The following is an 18,677-nucleotide window of genomic DNA, read 5'->3' on the forward strand; positions in this document are numbered from 1 at the left end:
CCGTCGTCGGTCAGTGATCGGCCGGGACCAGCGCCGTGCCCAGGTTTTCCACCGCGAGGTACGGGTTGAGGTGCGGGTGCCTGCTGCCGACGGCGACGTCCCGCCAGAAGCGCTGCAGGACGTTCGACGTCGCGAAACCGCTCGGACCGTGCAGGTCGAGCATCCGCTCGACGGCGGTCCGGCAGTCCCGGCCGGCGTCCGCGAGAGCCATGCGCAGCCGCGGACCGTCCGCAAGCGACAATTCCACGGAACTCGCTTCGCGGGCCACTTCCAGCATCGTCCGCTCGGCGCGGTCCACGAGGTAGCCGGCCTCCGCCAGCCAGTGGCGGGCTCCCGCCGATTCGCCCATGCGCGTGTACGCGGTCATGAACGGCTTGCGGTCCGAAGCGAACATCGCGTCGACGGCGTCGAGCGCTCCTCGGGCGGCGCCCACCACCGGGCCGAGCACCGTGGTGGCGTAGAGCATCGCGTCTCCCAGGGGGAACGGTGACGCCGCCGCGATCCGCCCGGCCGGCACCAGGACGCCGTCGGCGACCAAGGTGTGGCTGCCGGTGCCGCGCATGCCCGCCATGTCCCAGGTCCGCTCGACGACGAGTTCGGCCGTCGGCACCACCGCGAAGGAGAATTCGCCGTCGACCAGCACCGCGAGCGTGGCCCAGACCGCGTCTTCGCAGCCCGAGACGTTCGGCCAGCGGCCGGTGACGCGCACCCCGTCCGGCACCCGCTCACCCCGCGCGCCGGGCACCCCCGAACCGCAGAACAGCGCGTCGGGGTCGGCGAAGAACTCCGGCGTCGCGGAACCGGTGAAGGTGCGGGCGGCGAGGTTCTTCGCCGTGACGCAGGTCCCGGCGATCCACGCGGTGGAGGGGCAGGCCCGGCCGAGGCCGGTCAGCCGGCGCCCGACGGTCTCCGCGTCGGCCCATTCGCCGCCGTGCTCCCGCGGCGTCCGCCAGGCGAAGACGCCGTCCTCGCGCAGGGCGGCCAAGCCTTCGCCGGCCGGCCGCTCGTTCTGTTCCACTTTCCCGGCGTGGGCGCGCAGGACGTCCGTGGTTCCGGCGTTCGCGTATTCGATCACTCCACCGACTCAAGCACCGTCCGCGCGTGGTGTGCCATGCGCCGGCGGCACCGGTTCATACGCGGCTGTGCGTCGTTAAGATTGCGGGTATGGACCTGATCAGCGAGGTGATCCGCAGCGTGCGGGTCGGGAGCGCCGGCGCTCGCCTGATCAGGCAGCCGCCTTCGGCGGGTCTCCGGTTCGCCGCGTTCGACGGCAGCGGGTTCCACATCATCACCCGCGGCACCTGCTGGCTGGTCGGCCCCGGCGAGCCCGTGGCCCTGCGGCCGGGCGACATCGTGCTCACCTCGTCCGGCGCCGAACACGGCCTCAGCCAGGAGCCCCGCGCGCTGCGCGACCTCCCGCTCGTCGAACCGGGCGCGCACCCGCCGGCTCCGGGGCCCGCGGCCTTCGAATTCCTGTGCGGGGCCTACCGGCTCGACCACGGCCACCCACCCCAGTACCTGCGCGCGCTGCCCGACCTCATCGTGGTGTCACCGGACTACGACCGCCACCCGGAGCTGCGGTCCCTGATCGAGCTCCTCACCGCCGACGTCTCCGCGGCCCGCCCGGGCTCCGGCGCGACGCGGCGGGCACTGCTGGACCTCGTCCTCGTCCAGGTGCTCCGGCAGTGGCACGAGCAGGACACCGCGCCCGGGTGGCCGGCGGTCGCCCACCCGGGCATCGCGGCCGCGCTGCGCGAGATCCACGAAAACCCGCACCGGCCGTGGACGGTGGGCCGGCTGAGCGAGGTCGCCGCGATGCCCCGTACCGCCTTCTCCCGGCTGTTCACCACCGCGGTGGGCCGGCCGCCGATGAGCTACCTGACCGGCTGGCGGCTCGCCTTCGCCGCCCGGCTGCTCCGGGAAACCGACGCCTCGCTGGCGAGCATCGCCCCGAAGGTGGGCTACTCGACCGAGTTCGCCTTCTCGGCGGCCTTCCGCCGCGAGTACGGCGTGTCACCGGGACGGTTCCGCAGTGCACCGCCCACCCCCACCGCCGCGGACGTCCACTGACCGACCGGCGTCTTCGACGTCGAACCTGCCGAGCGACCGCCTCTCCCGCCACGTTGACACCGGCGTCCAGGCAAGGAGTTTCGTCGCGCGGCCGCTGGAGTTGCCTCAGCGGGATGAGGTGCGCCAGCCGTGTTCGAGGATGGCGAACGCGGCTTCGGCGACGCGGGCCGGATTTTCGGAGCGGATGGCGAGGGCCGAGGTTTCCAGCGCGAAGTGGGCCAGTGCCGCGCATCCGGGATCGGTTTCCGGGGCGCCGGTTTCGGCGGCGAGGACGCGGGTGAGCGCCTCCTCGTGCCGCATCCACATCCGGTGCCAGTACTCGCTCAACGCCGGAGTGCTACGCACGAGGGTCATGAACTCCGACGCCCCGTCGGCGGCGGCGCCGCGCTCGACGCGGGCGAGCGTGTGGTCCCGCAGTGCGTCCAGCACGGAAGTGCCCGGCGCTCGGTCGCGCACGGCCGCGAGCAAGGCGTCCTCGATCTCGGCGTCCCGGTCGAACACGAGGGATTCCTTGCTGGGGAAGTGTTTCTGCAGGGTCGTGGTGGACACGTCGGCGGCGTCGGCGATCTCGCGAACGCCCACGTTGTCGTAGCCGCGCTCGAGGAACAGCCGCAGGGCCGCGTCGGCCAGGGCCTGGTGGGTGGCGGCCTTCTTGCGCTCCCGCCGGCCCGTCCCGGTAATCATGGCTTGACCATATCACTAGTTGTACTGTGTACTCAGTTGTACCGTGTCGCTTTTACTTTGAGGGGTTCCCATGACCACACGTGTTCCGGTGCTGATCAGCGGCGGTGGCATCGCCGGACTGACCGCCGCCCTCGTGCTGCGCCGCGAAGGGGGGTATCCGGTGCTGGTCGAGAAGCACGCCGGTGTGTCGCCGCAGCCGAAGGCACGCCGGTTCAACCCGCGCAGCACCGAGGTGTTCCGCCTGCTCGGCTTGGCGGCCGAGGTCGCTGAGGCGAGTGCGCCGCTGGCGTCGTTCACCGAAGTTCTGGTCGGTCCGACGCTGGCCGCCGCCCGGGTGCGGGAAATGACCGGCACCATGCGGGAACGGCGGAAGCAGCAGGCGAGGATTCCCGAGCTGAGCCCGGGACCGAACGTCCTGTGCCCGCAGGTCGTGCTGGAGCCGATCCTGCGCCGGGCCGCGACGGAGCGGGGCGTGTCCGTCCGGCTCGGCACCGAACTGGTGTCCTTCACCCAAGACGACGACGGGGTGACCGCGCTGCTGAAGCCCCCGGACGGCGAACCGTACGAGCTGGCCGCGGACTACCTGATCGCCGCCGACGGCGCGCGCAGTCCCGTCCGCACCGCTCTGGGCATCGAGCGCAGCGGCCACGGTCACCTCGCCGACAACCTCGATCTCTACTTCCGCGCCGATCTCACCGAGCTGGTGCGGGAAAGGCCGTTCAACCTGTGCGAGATCGACAATCCGGTGGCGTCGGGCGCCTTCCTTTCGGTCAACGGCACCGATCGGTGGCTGTTCTCGACGGCCGACTTCCCCGAGGCGCACACGCTCGGCGACGGCGACTGGCACGACCTCCTGCGCATCGTGATCGGCATCCCGGATCTCGACGTCGAACTGCTCAGCCGGTCGCCCTGGGAGTCGGCGATGCGCGTGGCCGACCGGTTCCGCCAGGGCCGCGTGTTCCTGGTGGGCGACGCCGCGCACATGATGCCCCCGATGGCCGCGGCCGGCGCCAACACCGCCATCGCCGACGCGGCCAACCTCGCCTGGAAGCTCGCGGCCGCACTGGCCGGGCGGGCGGCGCCCACCCTCCTCGACACCTACCACGCCGAACGCCATCCGGCCGGCTACGCGATCGCCGAAGCCTCCAGCACGGTCCGCGGGCACGTCGGCGACATGCTGGCCGCCTTCACCAAACCCGACAACCGGCACGACGACCTGCCGGCCACGATGTTCGGCACCCAGTACGCCGAAGGCGCGTTCGTCCCGGACGGCCGCGGTCCCGCACCCGTCGGCCACTACGCCCCGGCGGGCCGTCCCGGCACGCGCGTGCCCCACGCCTGGCTCGACGCGACGACGTCCACAGTGGACTTCGCCGGCCCGGGCCTGACCCTGCTCACCGGCCCGGACGACGAGCGCTGGATCACTGAAGCGAGTGACCTCGGGCTGCGTCTGGTCAAGGTGTCGCACCAGGATTGGCTGGCCGAGGTCTGCCTGCCCCCGGACGGCGCACTGCTCCTGCGCCCCGACGCCATCGTCGCCTGGCACTCGGCATCCGCAACACCGCTCGCCGAGGCGTTGTCGCGCGTGCTCGGCACCAAGGTTGCCTCCGTACAACCGCAGTAGCCGGATTCCTGCCCGGGGCCGGTGGCTTCATCGCCGCCGTGGATTTTCACGGCATTGCCGAATTCTTTCGGCCCATCGGGTGGCCTGCCACCCGGAATGATCTTTCTCTGGGTGACTTATGGTGCACAGTCCATCCGAGTGTGACATCCACCCATTCGGACGCTGCCGTTGATAGCTGAGCGTGATTGTCTGAAGGGAGGACCCGGGGGAGCTAGGTCCGTCTGGGTGATATCGGGGGAGGTTCACCATGAGTGATCGTTGTACTCGCGCACGCGAATCGCGGCTCGTGGCCGCGGATGTGCTGAGCCGGCAGCCGTGGCCGGAGCACGTGAACAACGGTGAGGAAGGCGACTATCCGTTTGTCGCGAACTTCAGCAAGGGTTTGGCGCACGACGATGCCGGGGAGGTCGTGCCGAGCGCCTACAACGCGTTGTTGCGGGCGATTTCCACGCAGCGGGCCGAGGATTTCGAGCGAATTCCGGTGACCCGGCGCAAGCTGGTCGATCCGCAGGCCGGACTGGCTTTCGATCTCGAAGGCCCGGACCCGCAGTCGCTGCGGATACCGCCGGCGCCGCGGATCGACCACCCGCGCAACTCCGCGGAGATGGTGGAGTTGTACTGGATGGCGCTGCTCCGGGACGTTCCGTTCACCGAGTTCGACAACAACCCGCTGGCCAAGCAGGCGGCGGCCGAGCTCACCAAGGTGCCGGAGTACCGGGGACCCAGGCAGAACGGAGTGGTCACGCCGGGGCTGCTGTTCCGCGGCGAATCCAGGGGGGACGCACGCGGCCCGTACCTGTCGCAGTTCCTGCTTCGTGACATCCCGTACGGCGTGCTGCGCGTTCCGCAGCTGACCGACACGGTCAAACCCGGCGAGGATTTCCTGACGAGCTTCGCCGGTTGGCTCGAGGTGCAGCGCGGGCGCGAGGTGAAGCCGATCGTGCGGAACCAGAAGAACCGCCGCTACCTGCAGACCCCGCGCGATGTGGCCAACTACGTGCACTTCGACGCGTTGTACGAGGCCTACCTCAACGCCGCGCTGATCCTGCTGGACCCGGGCCTGGCCGTGCCGCTGGACAACGGGAATCCGTATGTGCATTCGGCCAACCAGGAGGGTTTCGGCACCTACGGCGGGCCGCACCTGTTGTCGTTGGTGACGGAGGTGGCGACCCGGGCGTTGAAGGCGGTGTGGTTCCAGAAGTGGTTCGTGCACCGCCGGTTGCGGCCGGAGGCCTTCGGGGGCCGGATCCACGCACACCTGTCCGGTATCCGGGACTACGGCATGATCGACCGGGGCGTGCTGGACTCGGAGGCGCTCAAGCGGATCAACGAGAAGTTCGGCACTTTCCTGCTGCCGCAGGCATTTCCGGAGGGTTCGCCGGTGCACCCTTCCTACGGGGCGGGGCACGCGACGGTGGCGGGTGCTTGCGTCACCGTGCTGAAGGCGTGGTTCGACGAGTCGTGGCCGGTGCCCGATCCGGTGGTGCCGAACCCGGCAGGCACCGGGCTGGTGCCCTTCACCGGGAAGGACCGGTTGACCCTCGGTGGTGAGTTGGACAAGCTGGCCGCGAACATCGCGACCGGCCGCAACATGGCCGGGGTGCACTGGCGAAGCGACTATTCCGAGTCGGTCCGGCTGGGGGAGGCGGTGGCCATCGGCGTGCTGCGTGACCAGGTCGGGGTGGGCCACGAAGACGCCTCGTTCGGGCTGACCCGGTTCGACGGCAGCCGGATGACCATCTGAGTCCCGATCCGTGGGCCGCGGCGAACACGGCGCGGCCCACGGATCCCTTTCTCCGGTGGGAAAACGCAAGGCCCTGCTTGTCAGTGGGTGGGAGCTTCCGTCACAGACCGGCCAGCTGGGCCAGCGTCTGGTTGGCCATCGGCCAGCTCGTGTTCGCCGCAGCGAACGTCTGCGCGCGCGTCCGGTCCAGCTCCTCGTCGAAGCCGCCGTCGTACGAGGCGCAGGCCCACACCTTCCCCTGGAAGTCGGGGTCGAAGACGAAGCTGCAGGACGGCGCGAGGCTGGTGCTGATCTGCTGGTTCGTGTCCCGCAGCACCGGCACGAAGCTCTGGTTGGACAGGCCGCTGCGGCTGCGGGTGACCAGCGCGATCGGCCCGACCGCGTTGGCCGAGTACCCGAGCTGGTCCTTGGCGTGCTTGTCGGCGACCGTGCCCAACAGGCTGTCGATCAGGTTCGAGCATTTGGTCGCGGCCACCGCGAACGCCTGCTGGTTGTCCGGCGTCAACCGGTCGAAGTTGGGAAAGTCCACGATGGCGTCCTGCGCACAGGCGCGGGCATCGGTGGCGGCGATCGCGTCGATGTGGTTGATGATCGAGTCCTGCGCCTGCTGGATGGCGGTGAGGATGCGGCTGACGGCGGTGTTCAGGGAACCGCCGCCCGACGCGAAGCTCTTGTACGCGTCGTACGCGGCCTTGGCCGCCTGGATGATGGTGATGACGTCGACGTTCGGGTGCGCGCTGCCGCGTGTGGCCGGCGCCGCCTGAGCCGGGGCGCCGACGACGGTCGTGAGGGGCACGGTAAGCGCGACGATGCAGGTGATCAGTCTTCGCTTCACGGGGGTGGACGCCTTTCTCGAAAGGGACCTCACCCGTCAATACGCGGCCGGGTTACAAGGACCCGGGAATTCGCGGAGAACCTCGGGGTCACCTATCTCGGGCCGGCCGGCGTCGGCACCGAACGACGGGCTCCGCAAGCGGCTGCGGTCACGGCCGTGGCCGTTGTTTGACCCCTGCGGCGAGCAGGCCGACCACTTCGGCGATGCGGGCCGCGCGGAGGTCCGGGCGGCGGGTGGTCGCCTCGATCCAGCGGAGGTAGGCCTTGCGGTAGAACTGCGCCAGCGTGTCGAAGAACGCGGCCGCCGCCGGGTTTGCGGCCAGTGCCGCGGCGATGTCTTCGGCGAGGTCGTCGCGTTGCGGGCCTTCCGGGGCCAGCTCGACGGTCACCTCGGTACCGATCGTGACGCCGGTGTCGCGCAGCCACATCGGCGTCACGGTCAGCAGCCATCCGTCGCCGGCTGGCGATAGCCTGCCGCGGACGCGCTTGCCTCGATCGTGCCGCCGACGGGGTGGTCGGCCTTGGCACCCCACTCCTCGTCCGGGTCGAAGGGGACGGCGATGACGGCGTGCTTGCGTGGACCGGCGGTGATCACGGCACGGAACTGCTGCGGCTGCACGACCGTGATCGTGGCACGGCGGGGCGGCTCGAGGAAGGGCGCCTCCGGCAGCTCACGACCGGAGGACGAACGCTGCCACGTCGAGACCGAGCCGGCGGCCGGCTTCGTGGTCGAGCCGGGTGTGGACGCCCGCGGTGATGCGGCTGAGGCCCGCTTCGTCGGCGGCCTCCTGGAACGACGCGAACCGCCGCTGCACGCCGGGCAGTGCTTCGGAGGCGACCTCCACCGGCCACCGTGGCCCGTACTCGCGGCGCAGGACCAGCGCACCCGCCTGCGAGACGACGCTGTGCGCGCCGGGGTACGCCGGGTCGGCCGGGGTGGTGGCGAGGCTCGACCAGTCCGGGACGCCGTCGGTGGCCGGGTTGCCGTCCTCGCCGGCGAGGCGGACCGCGGTGATCGGCCGCCAGATCCGGTAGTGGTACTTCGCTTCGTAGAAGGCGATCACGGCGTCGGCGAAGGCGAGGTTCAGCCGGGCGAACACCCGGGCGGCGACGAGCAGGTTGCTGCGAGAACCGGTGACGACCGACTGCGCGATCTCGTTCCAGTAGTTCCAGATCGGCGCCGCCCAGAACCGGGCCTGCACCGTCTCGTCGGCGGTGCGGGTGGTGCTGGTGTCGCGCCCGGCCGCAGCCACCTCCTGCAGGGCTTTCGCGTACCGCGCGCCGCTCAGTGAGGGGTACGGGGCGGCCCGGAAGCGGTCCGCCCGGTCGAGCACGAACGGGGTCACGGCCGCCCAATGGGTGAACGCGGCGGGCGCGAACGCGGGCGGCGTCGGCCGGTACTGCCCCGGCGCGGTGCCCGGCGGCAGCACCGGCGGGATCGCGGCCGAGCCGTCGCCGGTGCGCAGGCCGAGCAGCAGCCGGGCGACCAGCTGCCCGGCTCGCACGCCGTCGGTCCGCGCCGCCGGGGGCGTCACCCGGGCCAGCTGCCCGGCCAGCAGGTCCGCGAGTTCCGCGGCGCGGGCGGGGTAGAGCGCGGCCAGCACGTCGTGGGCCGCCTGCGCCGCCGCCGCTTCGGGGGCCGCGTGGCCCGGGACGTCGACGGTGAACAGGTAGGGGCGCCCGGTGCCGGTCGTCGCGACGACGGCGTCGTGGATCGCCGCGTGCAGCAGCGCGAAGCTGCGCGTCGGGTGCACGGTCGCCGGCTGCAGGCCGGGGGTGCGCACGATGGCCAGCAGCTCCCGGTTCCAGGCGAGGACGACGGCAGGCCCGGACGCGTGGGCCGGCGCCGCCGCGGCGGGTGACGGCAGGCCGGTGGTGGCGAGCACGGCGGCGGCCGCTCCGCCGGTGACGAGCAGGTGCCGGCGCGACATCGAGGTGGTCATTTCGCTCCCAGGTCGTCGGAGGGTCCGCTCACCGATACGGTCGCCGGTTACGGCGTAACCCGGTCGCGTATCCCTCAGGTGGCGGGAGAAGACTCGGCGGGGGAGAGGCGGGCGGTGCCGGTGGCACAGCGGTTCCGGCGCAGGCGCGCCGACGAGGGGGACGCGGGCGCGCCGCCGCCCGCGCGGCTGCACGCGGTCGGCGCGGACGTCTACCCGGACTGGGAGGCGGTCTACCGCGACAACGTCGACCGCGTGTACCGGCTGATGTTCGCCAAGGTGGGCAACCGGCCCGACGCCGAAGACCTCACCACGGAGGTCTTCCTGACCGCGTTGCGGCCGTTGCGCGTCTCGGCGAGCGTGGGCGAGGTCCGGGCCTACCTGCTGGCCACCGCGCGCACGGTGCTGGCCGGGCACTGGCGGCGCACGCTCGGCCGGGAGATCACCACCCTCGACGAGGAGCACGACATCGCGGCCTTCGAAGCGGGCACCGTCGACCCGCGTACACCGGCCCGCGCCGAGGCGATCCTCAAGCAGCTGCCCGAGCGGTACGGCCGGATCCTGCGGCTGCGGTTCCTGCAGGCCTGCTCGCTCAAGGAAGCGGCGGCGGAGCTGGGCATCACCGTCGGCAACGCGAAGGTGCTGCAGCACCGCGCGTTGCGGCAGGCCGCCCAGCTGGCGGAAGGGAGCCAGACGTGAGCACTCGAGGTGTCCGCCGGTTCGTCAAGGACCTCCTGCGGCGGCGCCGGCCGCGCCCGTTCGCGGCCACGGCCGGCGACGAGGCCGAGCTGCGGACCGCGGTGCTGCTGCGCGCCGCCCGGCCGGGTGCCGGGGCGGCGAGCGAGGAGTTCGTCACCGGGCTGCACCGCCGGCTCGCCCAAGAGCTCGGGGAGCCCGCACCCGCGCCCGGGGGCACCCGCCGCCGGTTCATCCAGGTGTCATCGGCCGCGGTGGCGGCCGCGGCCGGCGCGGGCGTCGAATACCTGGTGACGTCCGACGCCCAGCAGGCCGCCGCACCGCCTCCGCCGGAGGAGACGCTGCGGCCGGAGAACGGCGAGTGGCGGGCCGTCGTGGCGGCGCACGACCTGCCGGAGGGCGGGGTGCTGCCGTTCGACTTCGGGGCGGTGGCCGGGTTCGTGCAGCGCTCCGGCGGGCAGGTGCGGGCGGTCTCGGCGACCTGCACGCACCTGGGCTGCCGGCTCAACCTGGACGCGCCGGCGCGGCGGCTGAACTGCCCGTGCCACCGGACGTCGTTCGCCGTCGACGGGGTGGTCCTGACGCACCAGCTCCCGGTGACCCCGCCGCCGCTGCCGCACCTGGTGGTGCGCGAAGCCGGCGGCGTCGTCGAAGTGCTCGTGCCGCCGGCCGGGGCGTGACCCCGGCCGGCCCGGCACTGCCGCTCGTCACGAACCGCCGTGGAAGGTGATCGTGAAACCGCTGCAGGAGGCGCACTGGTACACCGTCTGGTTGCCCGGCTCGGTGTCCTGTTTGGACCACGCGTACGCCTTCGGGCAGTGCGACTTGATCGCGTCGCTGTAGCTCGTCGGGGCGTCGCGGTTCGGGTTGACGCAGTTGATCAGCGTGCCGCCCGGGGAGTACCGGCGGTCTTCGGCCGGGCAGTAGGACAGCAGGTTCTCCGGGCAGCCCGCCGAGCCGCACGAGGTCGAACCCGGTGGCACGGTCGCGTTGACCGGCTCGATCGTGATCGGCAGGGAGAAGGCGTTGACGTAGCTGACGTCGTACCACGGGGCGAGGCCGTCGGCGGTGTCGAAGTTGAACTCGGCCAGGCTGGCCGGCTGTTCGCCGGTCGCGCAGTGGTCGGCGTAGACGCCGCAGTCGCCGACCGCGCAGTGGAAATCCCGGCCGGAGGTGCCCGTGCACCCCTGGCGCGCGAAGAACTTGCCCCGCCAGTGGCCGGGCGCCGACGTTTCCGGCACCGTCACGGTCGCCGACTGCCCGTCCGCCAGCGTCGGCAGGCTCGCGAAGTTGACCGACTGGTCGGCGTTGACGGTACTGCCCAGCCACACGGTCTGGCCGGAGTGGTTCACGAACGTGACGGTGTGGTTGCCCGCCGCCGCGGCCGGGGTGGCCGTCGAGCTCACCGCCGACGCCACCACGATCGCCGCGGCGACGGCGAAGAGCCGCCTGCGCATCCGGGAAAGCATGGGTTCGACCTCCGTTCGTTGCTGGGTGGGGGATCAGCCGGCGGCGCGGTAGGCGACGCCGCTGGAATTGGGGGTGGTGCCCGTGTAGAGGCCGGTCGGAGTGGTCGACGTCGAGAGCGAGAACCAGGCGTAGCGCTCGACGAACGACAGTCCGTTCAGCATCGCCGTTGACCGGCTGACGAAGTCGGCCTGCTCGGCCGCGGACGGGTACCGCGGGGTGGAGCCGGAGAAGTCGGTCAACGCGTATTCGGTGAGCCAGATCGGCCGGTGGTAGCGGTTGTACACCGCCTGCAGGTAGGACTGCAGCTGCCCGGTCGCGGCGGCCGAGAAGTCGCCGCCGTACCAGTGCAGCGGGATGAAGTCGACGCGGTAGCCGCGCGCGGCCGCGCCGCTCATGAACCGGTCGAGCCAGCCGCCGGGGGTGTCCCCGCCGTACGCCACCGCCGGCGCGCCCAGCCGCATTCCCGTCGCCTGCAGCTGCGGCCACAGGTCCAGCGCCGTCTCGACGGACATGTTCGCCTGGCCGGCCAGGTCCGGTTCGTTGAACGCGAGCAAGGTGCTGCCTGCCGCCTTCGCCCGCTGCAGCTGGTCCGCGGTGACGGAGTCGCGGCCCCAGATCATCGGCACGAATTCCGTCCCGGCCGGTGCGGTGATGCCCTGGGGGTCCGCCGCCCAGGTGTAGAACCACCGCGCGCCGACGTCGCCGAGTGCGGCGGTGACGCCGGAAAAGGCGGCCGCGCTGACGCCTTTCTTGGTGCCGGCCGCCGTCGCCGGGGCGGCCAGGCCCCCGATGGCGGCGATCGCCACGGTCACGAGGACCAGGAGTTTCCTGAACTGGTTCATACCACTGTCTCCGGTGTGCGCCGAGGTGGGTGACCCGTGGGGCCGGCCTCCGGCAGTGGCGCCGGAGGCCGGCGACGCGGGTTACGAGCGGACGAACGTCCAGGTCACCGGGATGTTCCCCAGGCCGGGGTCCGCGAGCTGGGCGAACGCCGGCGCGCTGAGGTCGATGTGCGCGCTGTCGCAGCTCGGGCACTTGTCGACCACGGGCACGGTGATGGTCCGGCCGTTGTACGACACGCGGATGGACACGCCCCGGCACAGCGGGTCGTTGTTCGGGTTGGCGGTGGTCCAGTACGCGGCGGGCGCCGCGACGAGCATCTGGGTGGCGGCGTTGATCTGCGTGCCGCAGGCACCGAAGCCGGCGTCGTTGTAGTAGGTGGCGCGCCCGTTGACCGGCTGGTCGAAGGGAATGTCGGCCCATGCCGTACCGCTCGTCGTCAGGGGAAGTGCGGCAGCGGCGGCCAGCACGGCGAGCGACTTGATGGTCTTGCGCATTCGGTCCCTTTCCGTCGTGTTCCGGAAGTGCCTTTGCCGCGCCGAATGGTACTGCCAAGCGCAATACCTGGCTATGACAAAGAATTGTCCGGACAAGATCGGCTGACATCGTTGACAACGGGACGAGTTTCGTTCAATTCGAAATCGTTTGCCGCGCTCGTCCGGCATTCCGGAAATCGTCGCTCAGCAGCCCTTGAAGTGGACGTCCGCGGACCAGCCGGTGTTGGCCCAGTACTGCGCCGGCGCCGGGGTGAAGCCGGGGAACAGCTTCGCCAGCTCGGCGAGCAGCCAGCCGGTGAAGCGGGCGGCGCCCTGCGGGCAGGTGTGGATCCCGTCGGCGCTGCGGTCCGCCTTGCCGTCTTTGACCTGCTGGTAGGTGCTGCCCCACACCGGGCTCGCGTCGAGGACCGTGGCCGTGCCCGCGGAAGCGACCTCCCGGGCGACCTCGGGCGCGCGGTTCAGGTCGGCCAGGTGCGGCTGGTAGAAGTCGTCGGGCTTGATCGGGGGAGTGGTGACGAAGACAAGTTTCGCGCCGGCACCGGTGACCGTCGCGGACAGCTTGCCGTAGCCGGCCCGCTGCTCTTCCCGGCTGCCCCAGTCGTACGTGGTCAGCTGGTAGACGACCACGGCGGGGTGGGCCGAAGTGATCTCCCCGGGCAGCTTCTGCCAGTTCTCCTCGGAGAACGGTCCGACGACGTTTCCGCCGCCGTCGGCGGCGATCGACTGGAACTCGACGCCGCTCGCCTTGAACGCGGCGGCCAGGGGCAGGGCCTCGCCCGCCGCGACGGAGTCGCCGAGGAAAAGCACCTTGCCCGGCCCGGAGCCGGTCGCCGGTGCGGGCGCGCCGGTCGCCGTGGCCCCGCCGGAGCAGGCGGTGGTCAGCAGGAGCAGGCCGGCCACGCCGAGGAGGGGAATACGCGTTTTGCTCATGGCTTCGACGGTGCCGCCGCGGTGTCCGCGCGCCTCCGCGGTCTTGTCGCGGTCGTGTCGCAAGAAGCCGCCGGGCCGGCCCGGATTGTCCATACTGGACGGGTGGCGGCGATTCTGCTGATCGAAGACGACCCCTTGGTCCGGCGCGGGCTCGAGCTCGCGCTGGGCAGGCACGGCCACGACGTCCGCACGGCGGAGACCGGCGAGGACGGGCTGCGTCAGTTCCGTTCGGCCCCACCGGAGCTGGTGGTGCTCGACCTGATGCTGCCGGGCATCGACGGGTTCGAGGTCTGCCGCGGCATCCGGGCCGCCGGCCCGGTACCGGTGATCATGCTGACCGCGCGCGGCGACGACTTCGACGTCGTCGGCGGCTTGGCGGCGGGCGCGGACGACTACGTCGTCAAGCCGGCGCGGCCCACCGTGCTGGACGCGCGGATCCGCGCGGTGCTGCGCCGCGCCGCGAGCTCCCCCGACGGCGTGCGGGTGCACCGCGACCTGCGCATCGACACCACGTCGCTGACGGTGTCGTCGCGCGGCGAGCCGGTCTCCCTGACGCCGACCGAGCTGCGGCTGCTGCTGACGTTGTCGCGCGCTCCCGGCCGGGTGCTCAGCCGCCAGCAGCTGCTGGAAGAGGTGTGGGAGCACGACTACCTCGGCGACTCCCGGCTGGTCGACAACTGCGTGCAGCGGCTGCGGGCGAAGATCGAGGCCGATCCGGCGGCGCCGGAGTACGTGCAGACCGTGCGCGGGTTCGGCTACCGGTTCGGACCGGTGTGAGGACCGGCCGGCCGCGGCCGCGGACGAGCCGGCTCCGGCCGCGGGGCCTGCGCGCCCGGCTGCTCGTCGCGTTCGTGCTGGTGACCGTGCTCGGCGCCGCCGCGGCGGCCTGGTCGAGCGCCGGCTCGGCGAGCACCGCGCTGGTCACCTCGACGCAGGAGCGGATCACCGAGGGCGTCGCCGGCCGGCTCGGCGCGATCACCCCGCAGCTGACCTACCCGCCGGACCAGGACGCGCTCGACCGGCTGCGCACGGCCGCCGCGGGGAACACCGTGGTGACCTACCGGGACCTGCGGTCCTCGGCAGGCACCGAGCTGGTCCCCGACACGCTGCGCGCCGCCGTGCGCGGCCGGAACCGGCTCGTCACGCGGCGGATCACAGCCGGGGGCCGGCCGTGGCTGGTGGTCGGCACGCCCATCACGATCACCGCGCCGGACGGGGCCCGCACCCCGTCCGGCATCGAGGTGTACTCCGCGTACGACCTGACCGACGTCGACGGGCAGATCGACCGCCTCACCCGGTCCGCGACCCTCACCGCCGCACTCGCGCTGCCGCTGGCGGTGCTGCTGGCGCTGCTGGCCGCGGGCAGCGTGCTGCGCCCGGTGCGCGAGCTCCGCGACACGGCCCGCCGGCTGGCCGGCGGCGACCTCGACGCCCGGTCGCCGCCCCAGGGCGCCGACGAGCTGGCCGAACTGACCGTCACCGTCAACGAAATGGCCGAGTCGGTGCAGACGTCGATGCTGGCCATGGAACAGATGCAGGCGGACGCCCGGCGGTTCGCCGCCGACGTCTCGCACGAGCTGCGCACCCCGCTGAGCACGCTGACGGCCGTCGTGGAGGTCCTGGCGACCACGGCGGACGGGATGGAGGCCGACGCCCGGGAATCCGCGCAGCTGGCGATCGTCGAGACGCACCGGCTGGTCCGGCTCGTCGAGGACCTGATGGAGGTGGCCCGCTTGGACGCCGGCACCGCGCAGCTGCGGGTGGAGGAGGTCGACGTGGCCGGTGCCGTGCGGGACTGCCTTCGCGCCCGCGGCTGGGCGGACCGGGTCGAGGTGGTGGCGCCGGATGGCCTCTTGCTCCGGCTGGATCGGCGCCGGCTGGACGTCATCGTGGCCAACCTGGTCGGCAACGCGCTGCGGCACGGGGAGCCGCCGGTCCGGGTGGTCGTTTCGGAGTCCCGCGAGGACGTGCGGATCGAAGTCACCGACCGCGGGCCGGGGCTGCCCGCGCACGTGGTGCCGCACGTGTTCGACCGCTTCTACAAGGCCGACGCGGCGCGCACCCGCACCCCGGGCAGCGGGCTCGGGCTGGCGATCGCGCTGGAGAACGCGCGCTTGCACGGCGGCGACCTCACCGCGGGCAACGCCGACGGCGGCGGCGCGCGGTTCGTGCTGTCCCTGCCGCGGAACCGGGAGGACTCGTGAAGCGGATCTGGCCGGCGGTGGCGGTGTTCCTGCTCGCGGGCTGCGGGGTCCGGCCCTCCGAGGCGACCGACGGGGGAGAGGCTCCGACGGGCCTGGCGCCAGGCATGACGCTGTACCTCGTCGACGCGCACGAGCAGCTCCGGCCGGAGCTGCGGCGAACCGGTCACCTCGGCTCGATCTCCGATGCGCTGGCGCTGCTGCTGAGCGTGCCCAGCGGCTCGGACCTGCACACGGAGATCGCGCCGACGCCGGTGACGCGGGTCTACGTCACGCCCACGACCGGGGTGCTCCAGCTGTCGGTACCGCTGACGATCCACGACGTGACCCCGCTGGGCATCGACCAGCTCGTGTGCACCGCACTGGGGGCCCACGTCCAGGCCGGCGGGGACCGGAACACGAAAGTGCAGGTCCGCTTCGTCCAGCCCACCCCGGAGTCGGACCGGGCGCGGACCTGCCCGCTGATCACAGCCCGGTGATGTCGACGACGACCGGGGCCGGGGCGGGCAGCACCACCCACAGCAGGGCCAGCCCGGCTGTGACCACGGTGAACGCCAGCAGCCCGCGCCGGCCGCGCGCCCATCGGGCCCGGAACCGGATCGGGTCCTCGACCAGGTACTTCGACAGCGTGGCCAAGCCGAGGGACACCGCGAGCACCGCCCCCGTCCGCGGCAGGCCGTCGAGCTCCGGGGAAAGCAGCACGAACACGGGCCAGTGCCACAGGTACAGGCTGTAGGAGATCAGCCCGACCCACCGCAACGGCGGCCAGGCCAGGGCTTTCGCCACCCCCGTTCGCGGCGCCTGCACGCACAGCCCGACCAGCAGCGCGGCGGCCAGCGAGTGCGCGAACAGCCCGCCGGTGAACAGCCACCGCGAGGTCGTCCCGTCGGTCAGCGCCCACGAGATCCCGAGGCCGGCCGCGAGCAACGCCGCCGCGGGGCCCGCCCACCGGCCGGCCGCGCGGGCCAGTGCCGCCCGCACCGGCCCGGTGGCGACGACCGCGCCCAGCAGCAGGGAAAACGCCCGCGTGTCGGTGCCGGTGTAGACCCGGCTCGGATCGCCCGCACCGGCCAGCGTGATCATCAGCGCGAGTGAACCGATCGAAGCCGTGGCCGCGACCACCGCGACCCGGCTTTCCGGCCGGTTCGCGGAGCGGGCGATGACCAGCAGGATCGGCGGCCACAGCAGGTAGAACTGCTCTTCGACGGCGATGCTCCACAGGTGTTCGAAGACCCGCTGCGAGCCGAAGCGGTCCCAGTAACCCGCCGACTCCGCGAGCAGGTGCCAGTTCACCAGGTTCAGCTGCACCCACGGGCCGTCCGCGAGGGTCGTCCGCACCAGGTCCGGCGGCCCCACCGCCCACACGACCACGGTCACCCCGGCGAGCATCGTCACCAGCGCGGGCAGCAGCCTGCGGATCCGGCGGCCCCAGAACGCGACCGGCGACACGGTGCCGGTCGCCTCGACCTCCCGCAGCAGCAGGTCGGTGATGAGGTACCCGGACAGGCCGAAGAACAGGTCCACCCCGAGAAAGCCACCGGGCAGCCGGCCGGTGTGGAACAACAGGACGCCGAGGATGGCGACCCCGCGCAACCCGTCCAGCGCGGGCAGGTGCGGCTTGCGTCCGCTGGTGACCGGTCCGGCCTCGGCGGGGCGGATTTGGTTCATGACGCCGACGGTGCCGGGCCCGTGTCGGCAGGCGGTCCCGGTGCCGTCGCAGTCCGGTCGCAGCCGGCGGGAGCACCGGCGGCGATACGATGGCTCGATACGGTGGGGAGGCGGCATGGCGGAGGAGCCCTTACCAGGGGTGGACCTGGAGCGTCCCAGCGTGGCCCGGGTCTACGACTGGTATCTCGGCGGCACGGCCAACTGGGCGATCGATCGTGAGTTCGGCAAGAAGGTCCTGACGACGTTTCCGGCCGGGATGTACTGCGCCCGGGCCAACCGGGCCTTCCTGCACCGCGCGGTGCGGCACCTGGTGGCCCGGGGCGTGCGGCAGTTCGTCGACATCGGCTCCGGGGTTCCCACGATGGGCAACGTGCACCAGGTCGCGGACGAAGTCGCGCCGGACTCCCGGGTCGTCTACATCGACTACGAACCCGTTGCGGTCGCGCACTCCCGGATCTTGCTGGAGCAGCACGGCGATCCCGCCCGCCACGCGGTGATCCACGGCGATCTGCGTGATCCCGACGGAGTCTGGGAGGCGGTGGCCCAGACCGGTGTGGTCGACCTCGACGAGCCGCTGGCCCTGCTCGTCACCGCGGTGCTGCACGTCCAGCAGACCGGCCCGGACGGCCGGGATGTGGGTCCGGAAGCCATTGCGCAGTACCGGGATCTGCTGCCGGCCGGCTCGTACCTGGTGCTGTCGCAGATCACCCACGAGGGACTGCCCGAGGAGATCGCCGCCCAGCTGCACGCGATCATCCGGATGTACGACGACGACGTCAGCAAGCACGTGCTGCGGTCGAAGGCGGAGTTCGGTGCGCTGTTCGGCGACTTCGCCCTGCTGGAGCCCGGCGTCACGTGGACGGCGTCCTGGCACCCCGAGGACAGTGGCCCCGACACGCCCGTGATCGACTTCGCGGACCCGAGCGAGTCCGTGATGCTGGCCGGAGTCGGCCGCAAACCCTGACCGGGATAGGGTCCGGGCTGTGAAGTATCCGGAACTCGAGGCGGCCGTCCTGGAGCTCGTCATCGCCGCCGGCGATGAGAGCGCGGAGGCGTTCGGCGCCGCGACGATCACCCGGCTGCTCCGGGACGAGGTCGTGGCCGACGCGGGGCCGGACGAACTCACCGAAGATGCCTGGGCCGCGCTGACCCGCGCCCGGGAGTCGATCTTGACCATCGATGCCGGAGAACTGGCGGCCTTGATCGCCCGGATCGACGCGGGGATCCTCGCGGACGACGACCTGGATCGCGGCATCGTCGCCGCGATCACCGCGCTCATGCACTGGAGCAGCTACCTCCGGGGCCGGCGGCGAGGCGAACTCTACGAACTGGCCATCCGCTCGATCGAGGACGTCGACTTCCAGGTGAACGCCGATCTCGACGACGTGCTCGCCACCCCGGAGATGTCCGCGGAGTACGAACGGATTCAGCGGCTCCTCACCGCTTGACCCGGGATTCGCTTCCTCGCGGTGTCGCGGC

General features: G+C 72.0%; 21 protein-coding genes. 10 read left to right on the forward strand and 11 right to left on the reverse strand.

The genetic code is table 11. From position 1 onward, the window contains the following. Positions 1–10: 10 nt before the first annotated feature. Complete coding sequence (locus ISP_RS19895; RefSeq protein WP_013225602.1) at positions 11–1,075, reverse strand: acyl-CoA dehydrogenase family protein; 1,065 nt, start codon at positions 1,073–1,075, stop codon at positions 11–13. Between the two features lie 89 nt (positions 1,076–1,164). On the opposite strand from ISP_RS19895, the gene ISP_RS19900 reads away from it, so the two are divergent. Further along, positions 1,165–2,070 carry an AraC family transcriptional regulator gene (locus tag ISP_RS19900; protein ID WP_013225603.1) on the forward strand — a complete coding sequence of 302 codons (906 nt, stop codon included), beginning with the start codon at positions 1,165–1,167 and terminating at the stop codon, positions 2,068–2,070. Between the two features lie 105 nt (positions 2,071–2,175). Here the strand turns inward: ISP_RS19900 and ISP_RS19905 are convergent, their stop codons facing one another. Continuing rightward, on the reverse strand, positions 2,176–2,754 hold the full coding sequence (locus tag ISP_RS19905; protein WP_013225604.1) for a TetR/AcrR family transcriptional regulator: 579 nt from the start codon (positions 2,752–2,754) through the stop codon (positions 2,176–2,178). Between the two features lie 70 nt (positions 2,755–2,824). Between ISP_RS19905 and ISP_RS19910 the strand changes: the two genes are divergently transcribed. Further along, positions 2,825–4,378, forward strand: coding sequence for an FAD-dependent monooxygenase (locus ISP_RS19910; protein ID WP_013225605.1), 1,554 nt, complete (start codon positions 2,825–2,827; stop codon positions 4,376–4,378). A gap of 247 nt (positions 4,379–4,625) precedes the next feature. Next, positions 4,626–6,122, forward strand: a complete 1,497-nt coding sequence (locus ISP_RS19915; protein ID WP_230468855.1) for a vanadium-dependent haloperoxidase — start codon at positions 4,626–4,628, stop codon at positions 6,120–6,122. 100 nt (positions 6,123–6,222) lie between these two features. Here the strand turns inward: ISP_RS19915 and ISP_RS19920 are convergent, their stop codons facing one another. The 4 genes from ISP_RS19920 to ISP_RS19935 all read right to left on the reverse strand — a co-directional run bounded on the left by ISP_RS19920 (position 6,223) and on the right by ISP_RS19935 (position 8,899). Beyond that, positions 6,223–6,957, reverse strand: a complete 735-nt coding sequence (locus ISP_RS19920) for a hypothetical protein (protein WP_013225607.1) — start codon at positions 6,955–6,957, stop codon at positions 6,223–6,225. Positions 6,958–7,105: 148 nt separating this feature from the next. Then, the gene (locus tag ISP_RS19925; protein ID WP_014467018.1) at positions 7,106–7,384 is read right to left on the reverse strand and encodes a YdeI/OmpD-associated family protein; all 279 of its coding nucleotides are present in this window, start codon (positions 7,382–7,384) and stop codon (positions 7,106–7,108) included. Positions 7,385–7,395: 11 nt separating this feature from the next. After that, a complete protein-coding gene (locus tag ISP_RS19930) occupies positions 7,396–7,575 on the reverse strand; it encodes a hypothetical protein (protein WP_013225609.1) in 180 nt (59 codons plus the stop codon). 52 nt (positions 7,576–7,627) lie between these two features. After that, complete coding sequence (locus ISP_RS19935; RefSeq protein WP_013225610.1) at positions 7,628–8,899, reverse strand: vanadium-dependent haloperoxidase; 1,272 nt, start codon at positions 8,897–8,899, stop codon at positions 7,628–7,630. 114 nt (positions 8,900–9,013) lie between these two features. On the opposite strand from ISP_RS19935, the gene ISP_RS19940 reads away from it, so the two are divergent. Then, a complete protein-coding gene (locus ISP_RS19940) occupies positions 9,014–9,595 on the forward strand; it encodes an RNA polymerase sigma factor (RefSeq protein ID WP_013225611.1) in 582 nt (193 codons plus the stop codon). Further along, positions 9,592–10,272 (forward strand): QcrA and Rieske domain-containing protein, encoded by a 681-nt coding sequence (locus ISP_RS19945; RefSeq protein WP_013225612.1) that lies wholly within the window; start codon positions 9,592–9,594, stop codon positions 10,270–10,272. The genes ISP_RS19940 and ISP_RS19945 overlap by 4 nt, the downstream gene beginning before the upstream one ends. A gap of 27 nt (positions 10,273–10,299) precedes the next feature. On the opposite strand, the gene ISP_RS19950 is transcribed toward ISP_RS19945, so the two are convergent. The 4 genes from ISP_RS19950 to ISP_RS19965 form a co-directional block, all read right to left on the reverse strand. Further along, positions 10,300–11,049 (reverse strand): thaumatin family protein, encoded by a 750-nt coding sequence (locus ISP_RS19950; protein ID WP_230468856.1) that lies wholly within the window; start codon positions 11,047–11,049, stop codon positions 10,300–10,302. A 45-nt stretch (positions 11,050–11,094) separates the two neighbouring features. After that, a complete protein-coding gene (locus ISP_RS19955; protein ID WP_013225614.1) occupies positions 11,095–11,904 on the reverse strand; it encodes a glycoside hydrolase family protein in 810 nt (269 codons plus the stop codon). 81 nt (positions 11,905–11,985) lie between these two features. Continuing rightward, positions 11,986–12,399 carry a cysteine/serine endopeptidase inhibitor gene (locus ISP_RS19960; protein ID WP_013225615.1) on the reverse strand — a complete coding sequence of 138 codons (414 nt, stop codon included), beginning with the start codon at positions 12,397–12,399 and terminating at the stop codon, positions 11,986–11,988. A 183-nt stretch (positions 12,400–12,582) separates the two neighbouring features. Then, the gene (locus tag ISP_RS19965; RefSeq protein WP_230468857.1) at positions 12,583–13,329 is read right to left on the reverse strand and encodes an SGNH/GDSL hydrolase family protein; all 747 of its coding nucleotides are present in this window, start codon (positions 13,327–13,329) and stop codon (positions 12,583–12,585) included. Between the two features lie 102 nt (positions 13,330–13,431). Here ISP_RS19965 and ISP_RS19970 point away from each other — a divergent pair, with 102 nt between their 5' ends. Genes ISP_RS19970 through ISP_RS19980 form a run of 3 tightly spaced genes read left to right on the forward strand, consistent with a single transcriptional unit; the run spans position 13,432 to position 16,009 of the window. Continuing rightward, on the forward strand, positions 13,432–14,106 hold the full coding sequence (locus ISP_RS19970; protein ID WP_013225617.1) for a response regulator transcription factor: 675 nt from the start codon (positions 13,432–13,434) through the stop codon (positions 14,104–14,106). Beyond that, a complete protein-coding gene (locus tag ISP_RS19975) occupies positions 14,103–15,533 on the forward strand; it encodes a sensor histidine kinase (protein ID WP_013225618.1) in 1,431 nt (476 codons plus the stop codon). Before ISP_RS19970 ends, ISP_RS19975 begins: the two co-directional genes overlap by 4 nt. Further along, positions 15,530–16,009 (forward strand): hypothetical protein, encoded by a 480-nt coding sequence (locus tag ISP_RS19980; protein ID WP_013225619.1) that lies wholly within the window; start codon positions 15,530–15,532, stop codon positions 16,007–16,009. Before ISP_RS19975 ends, ISP_RS19980 begins: the two co-directional genes overlap by 4 nt. Here ISP_RS19980 and ISP_RS19985 read toward each other — a convergent pair. Further along, positions 15,996–17,198: an acyltransferase family protein gene (locus ISP_RS19985; protein WP_013225620.1), complete on the reverse strand. Its 1,203-nt coding sequence runs from the start codon at positions 17,196–17,198 to the stop codon at positions 15,996–15,998. The two genes, ISP_RS19980 and ISP_RS19985, sit on opposite strands and share 14 nt — an antisense overlap. Before the next feature lie 115 nt (positions 17,199–17,313). Here ISP_RS19985 and ISP_RS19990 point away from each other — a divergent pair, with 115 nt between their 5' ends. Together ISP_RS19990 and ISP_RS19995 are read left to right on the forward strand one after the other, a co-directional pair. After that, positions 17,314–18,162 (forward strand): SAM-dependent methyltransferase, encoded by an 849-nt coding sequence (locus ISP_RS19990; protein ID WP_034285158.1) that lies wholly within the window; start codon positions 17,314–17,316, stop codon positions 18,160–18,162. A gap of 19 nt (positions 18,163–18,181) precedes the next feature. Then, positions 18,182–18,646, forward strand: a complete 465-nt coding sequence (locus ISP_RS19995) for a hypothetical protein (protein ID WP_013225622.1) — start codon at positions 18,182–18,184, stop codon at positions 18,644–18,646. Positions 18,647–18,677: the final 31 nt, after the last annotated feature.

This window comes from Amycolatopsis mediterranei, assembly GCF_026017845.1.
In the GTDB taxonomy this organism is placed as follows: Bacteria; Actinomycetota; Actinomycetes; order Mycobacteriales; family Pseudonocardiaceae; genus Amycolatopsis; species Amycolatopsis mediterranei.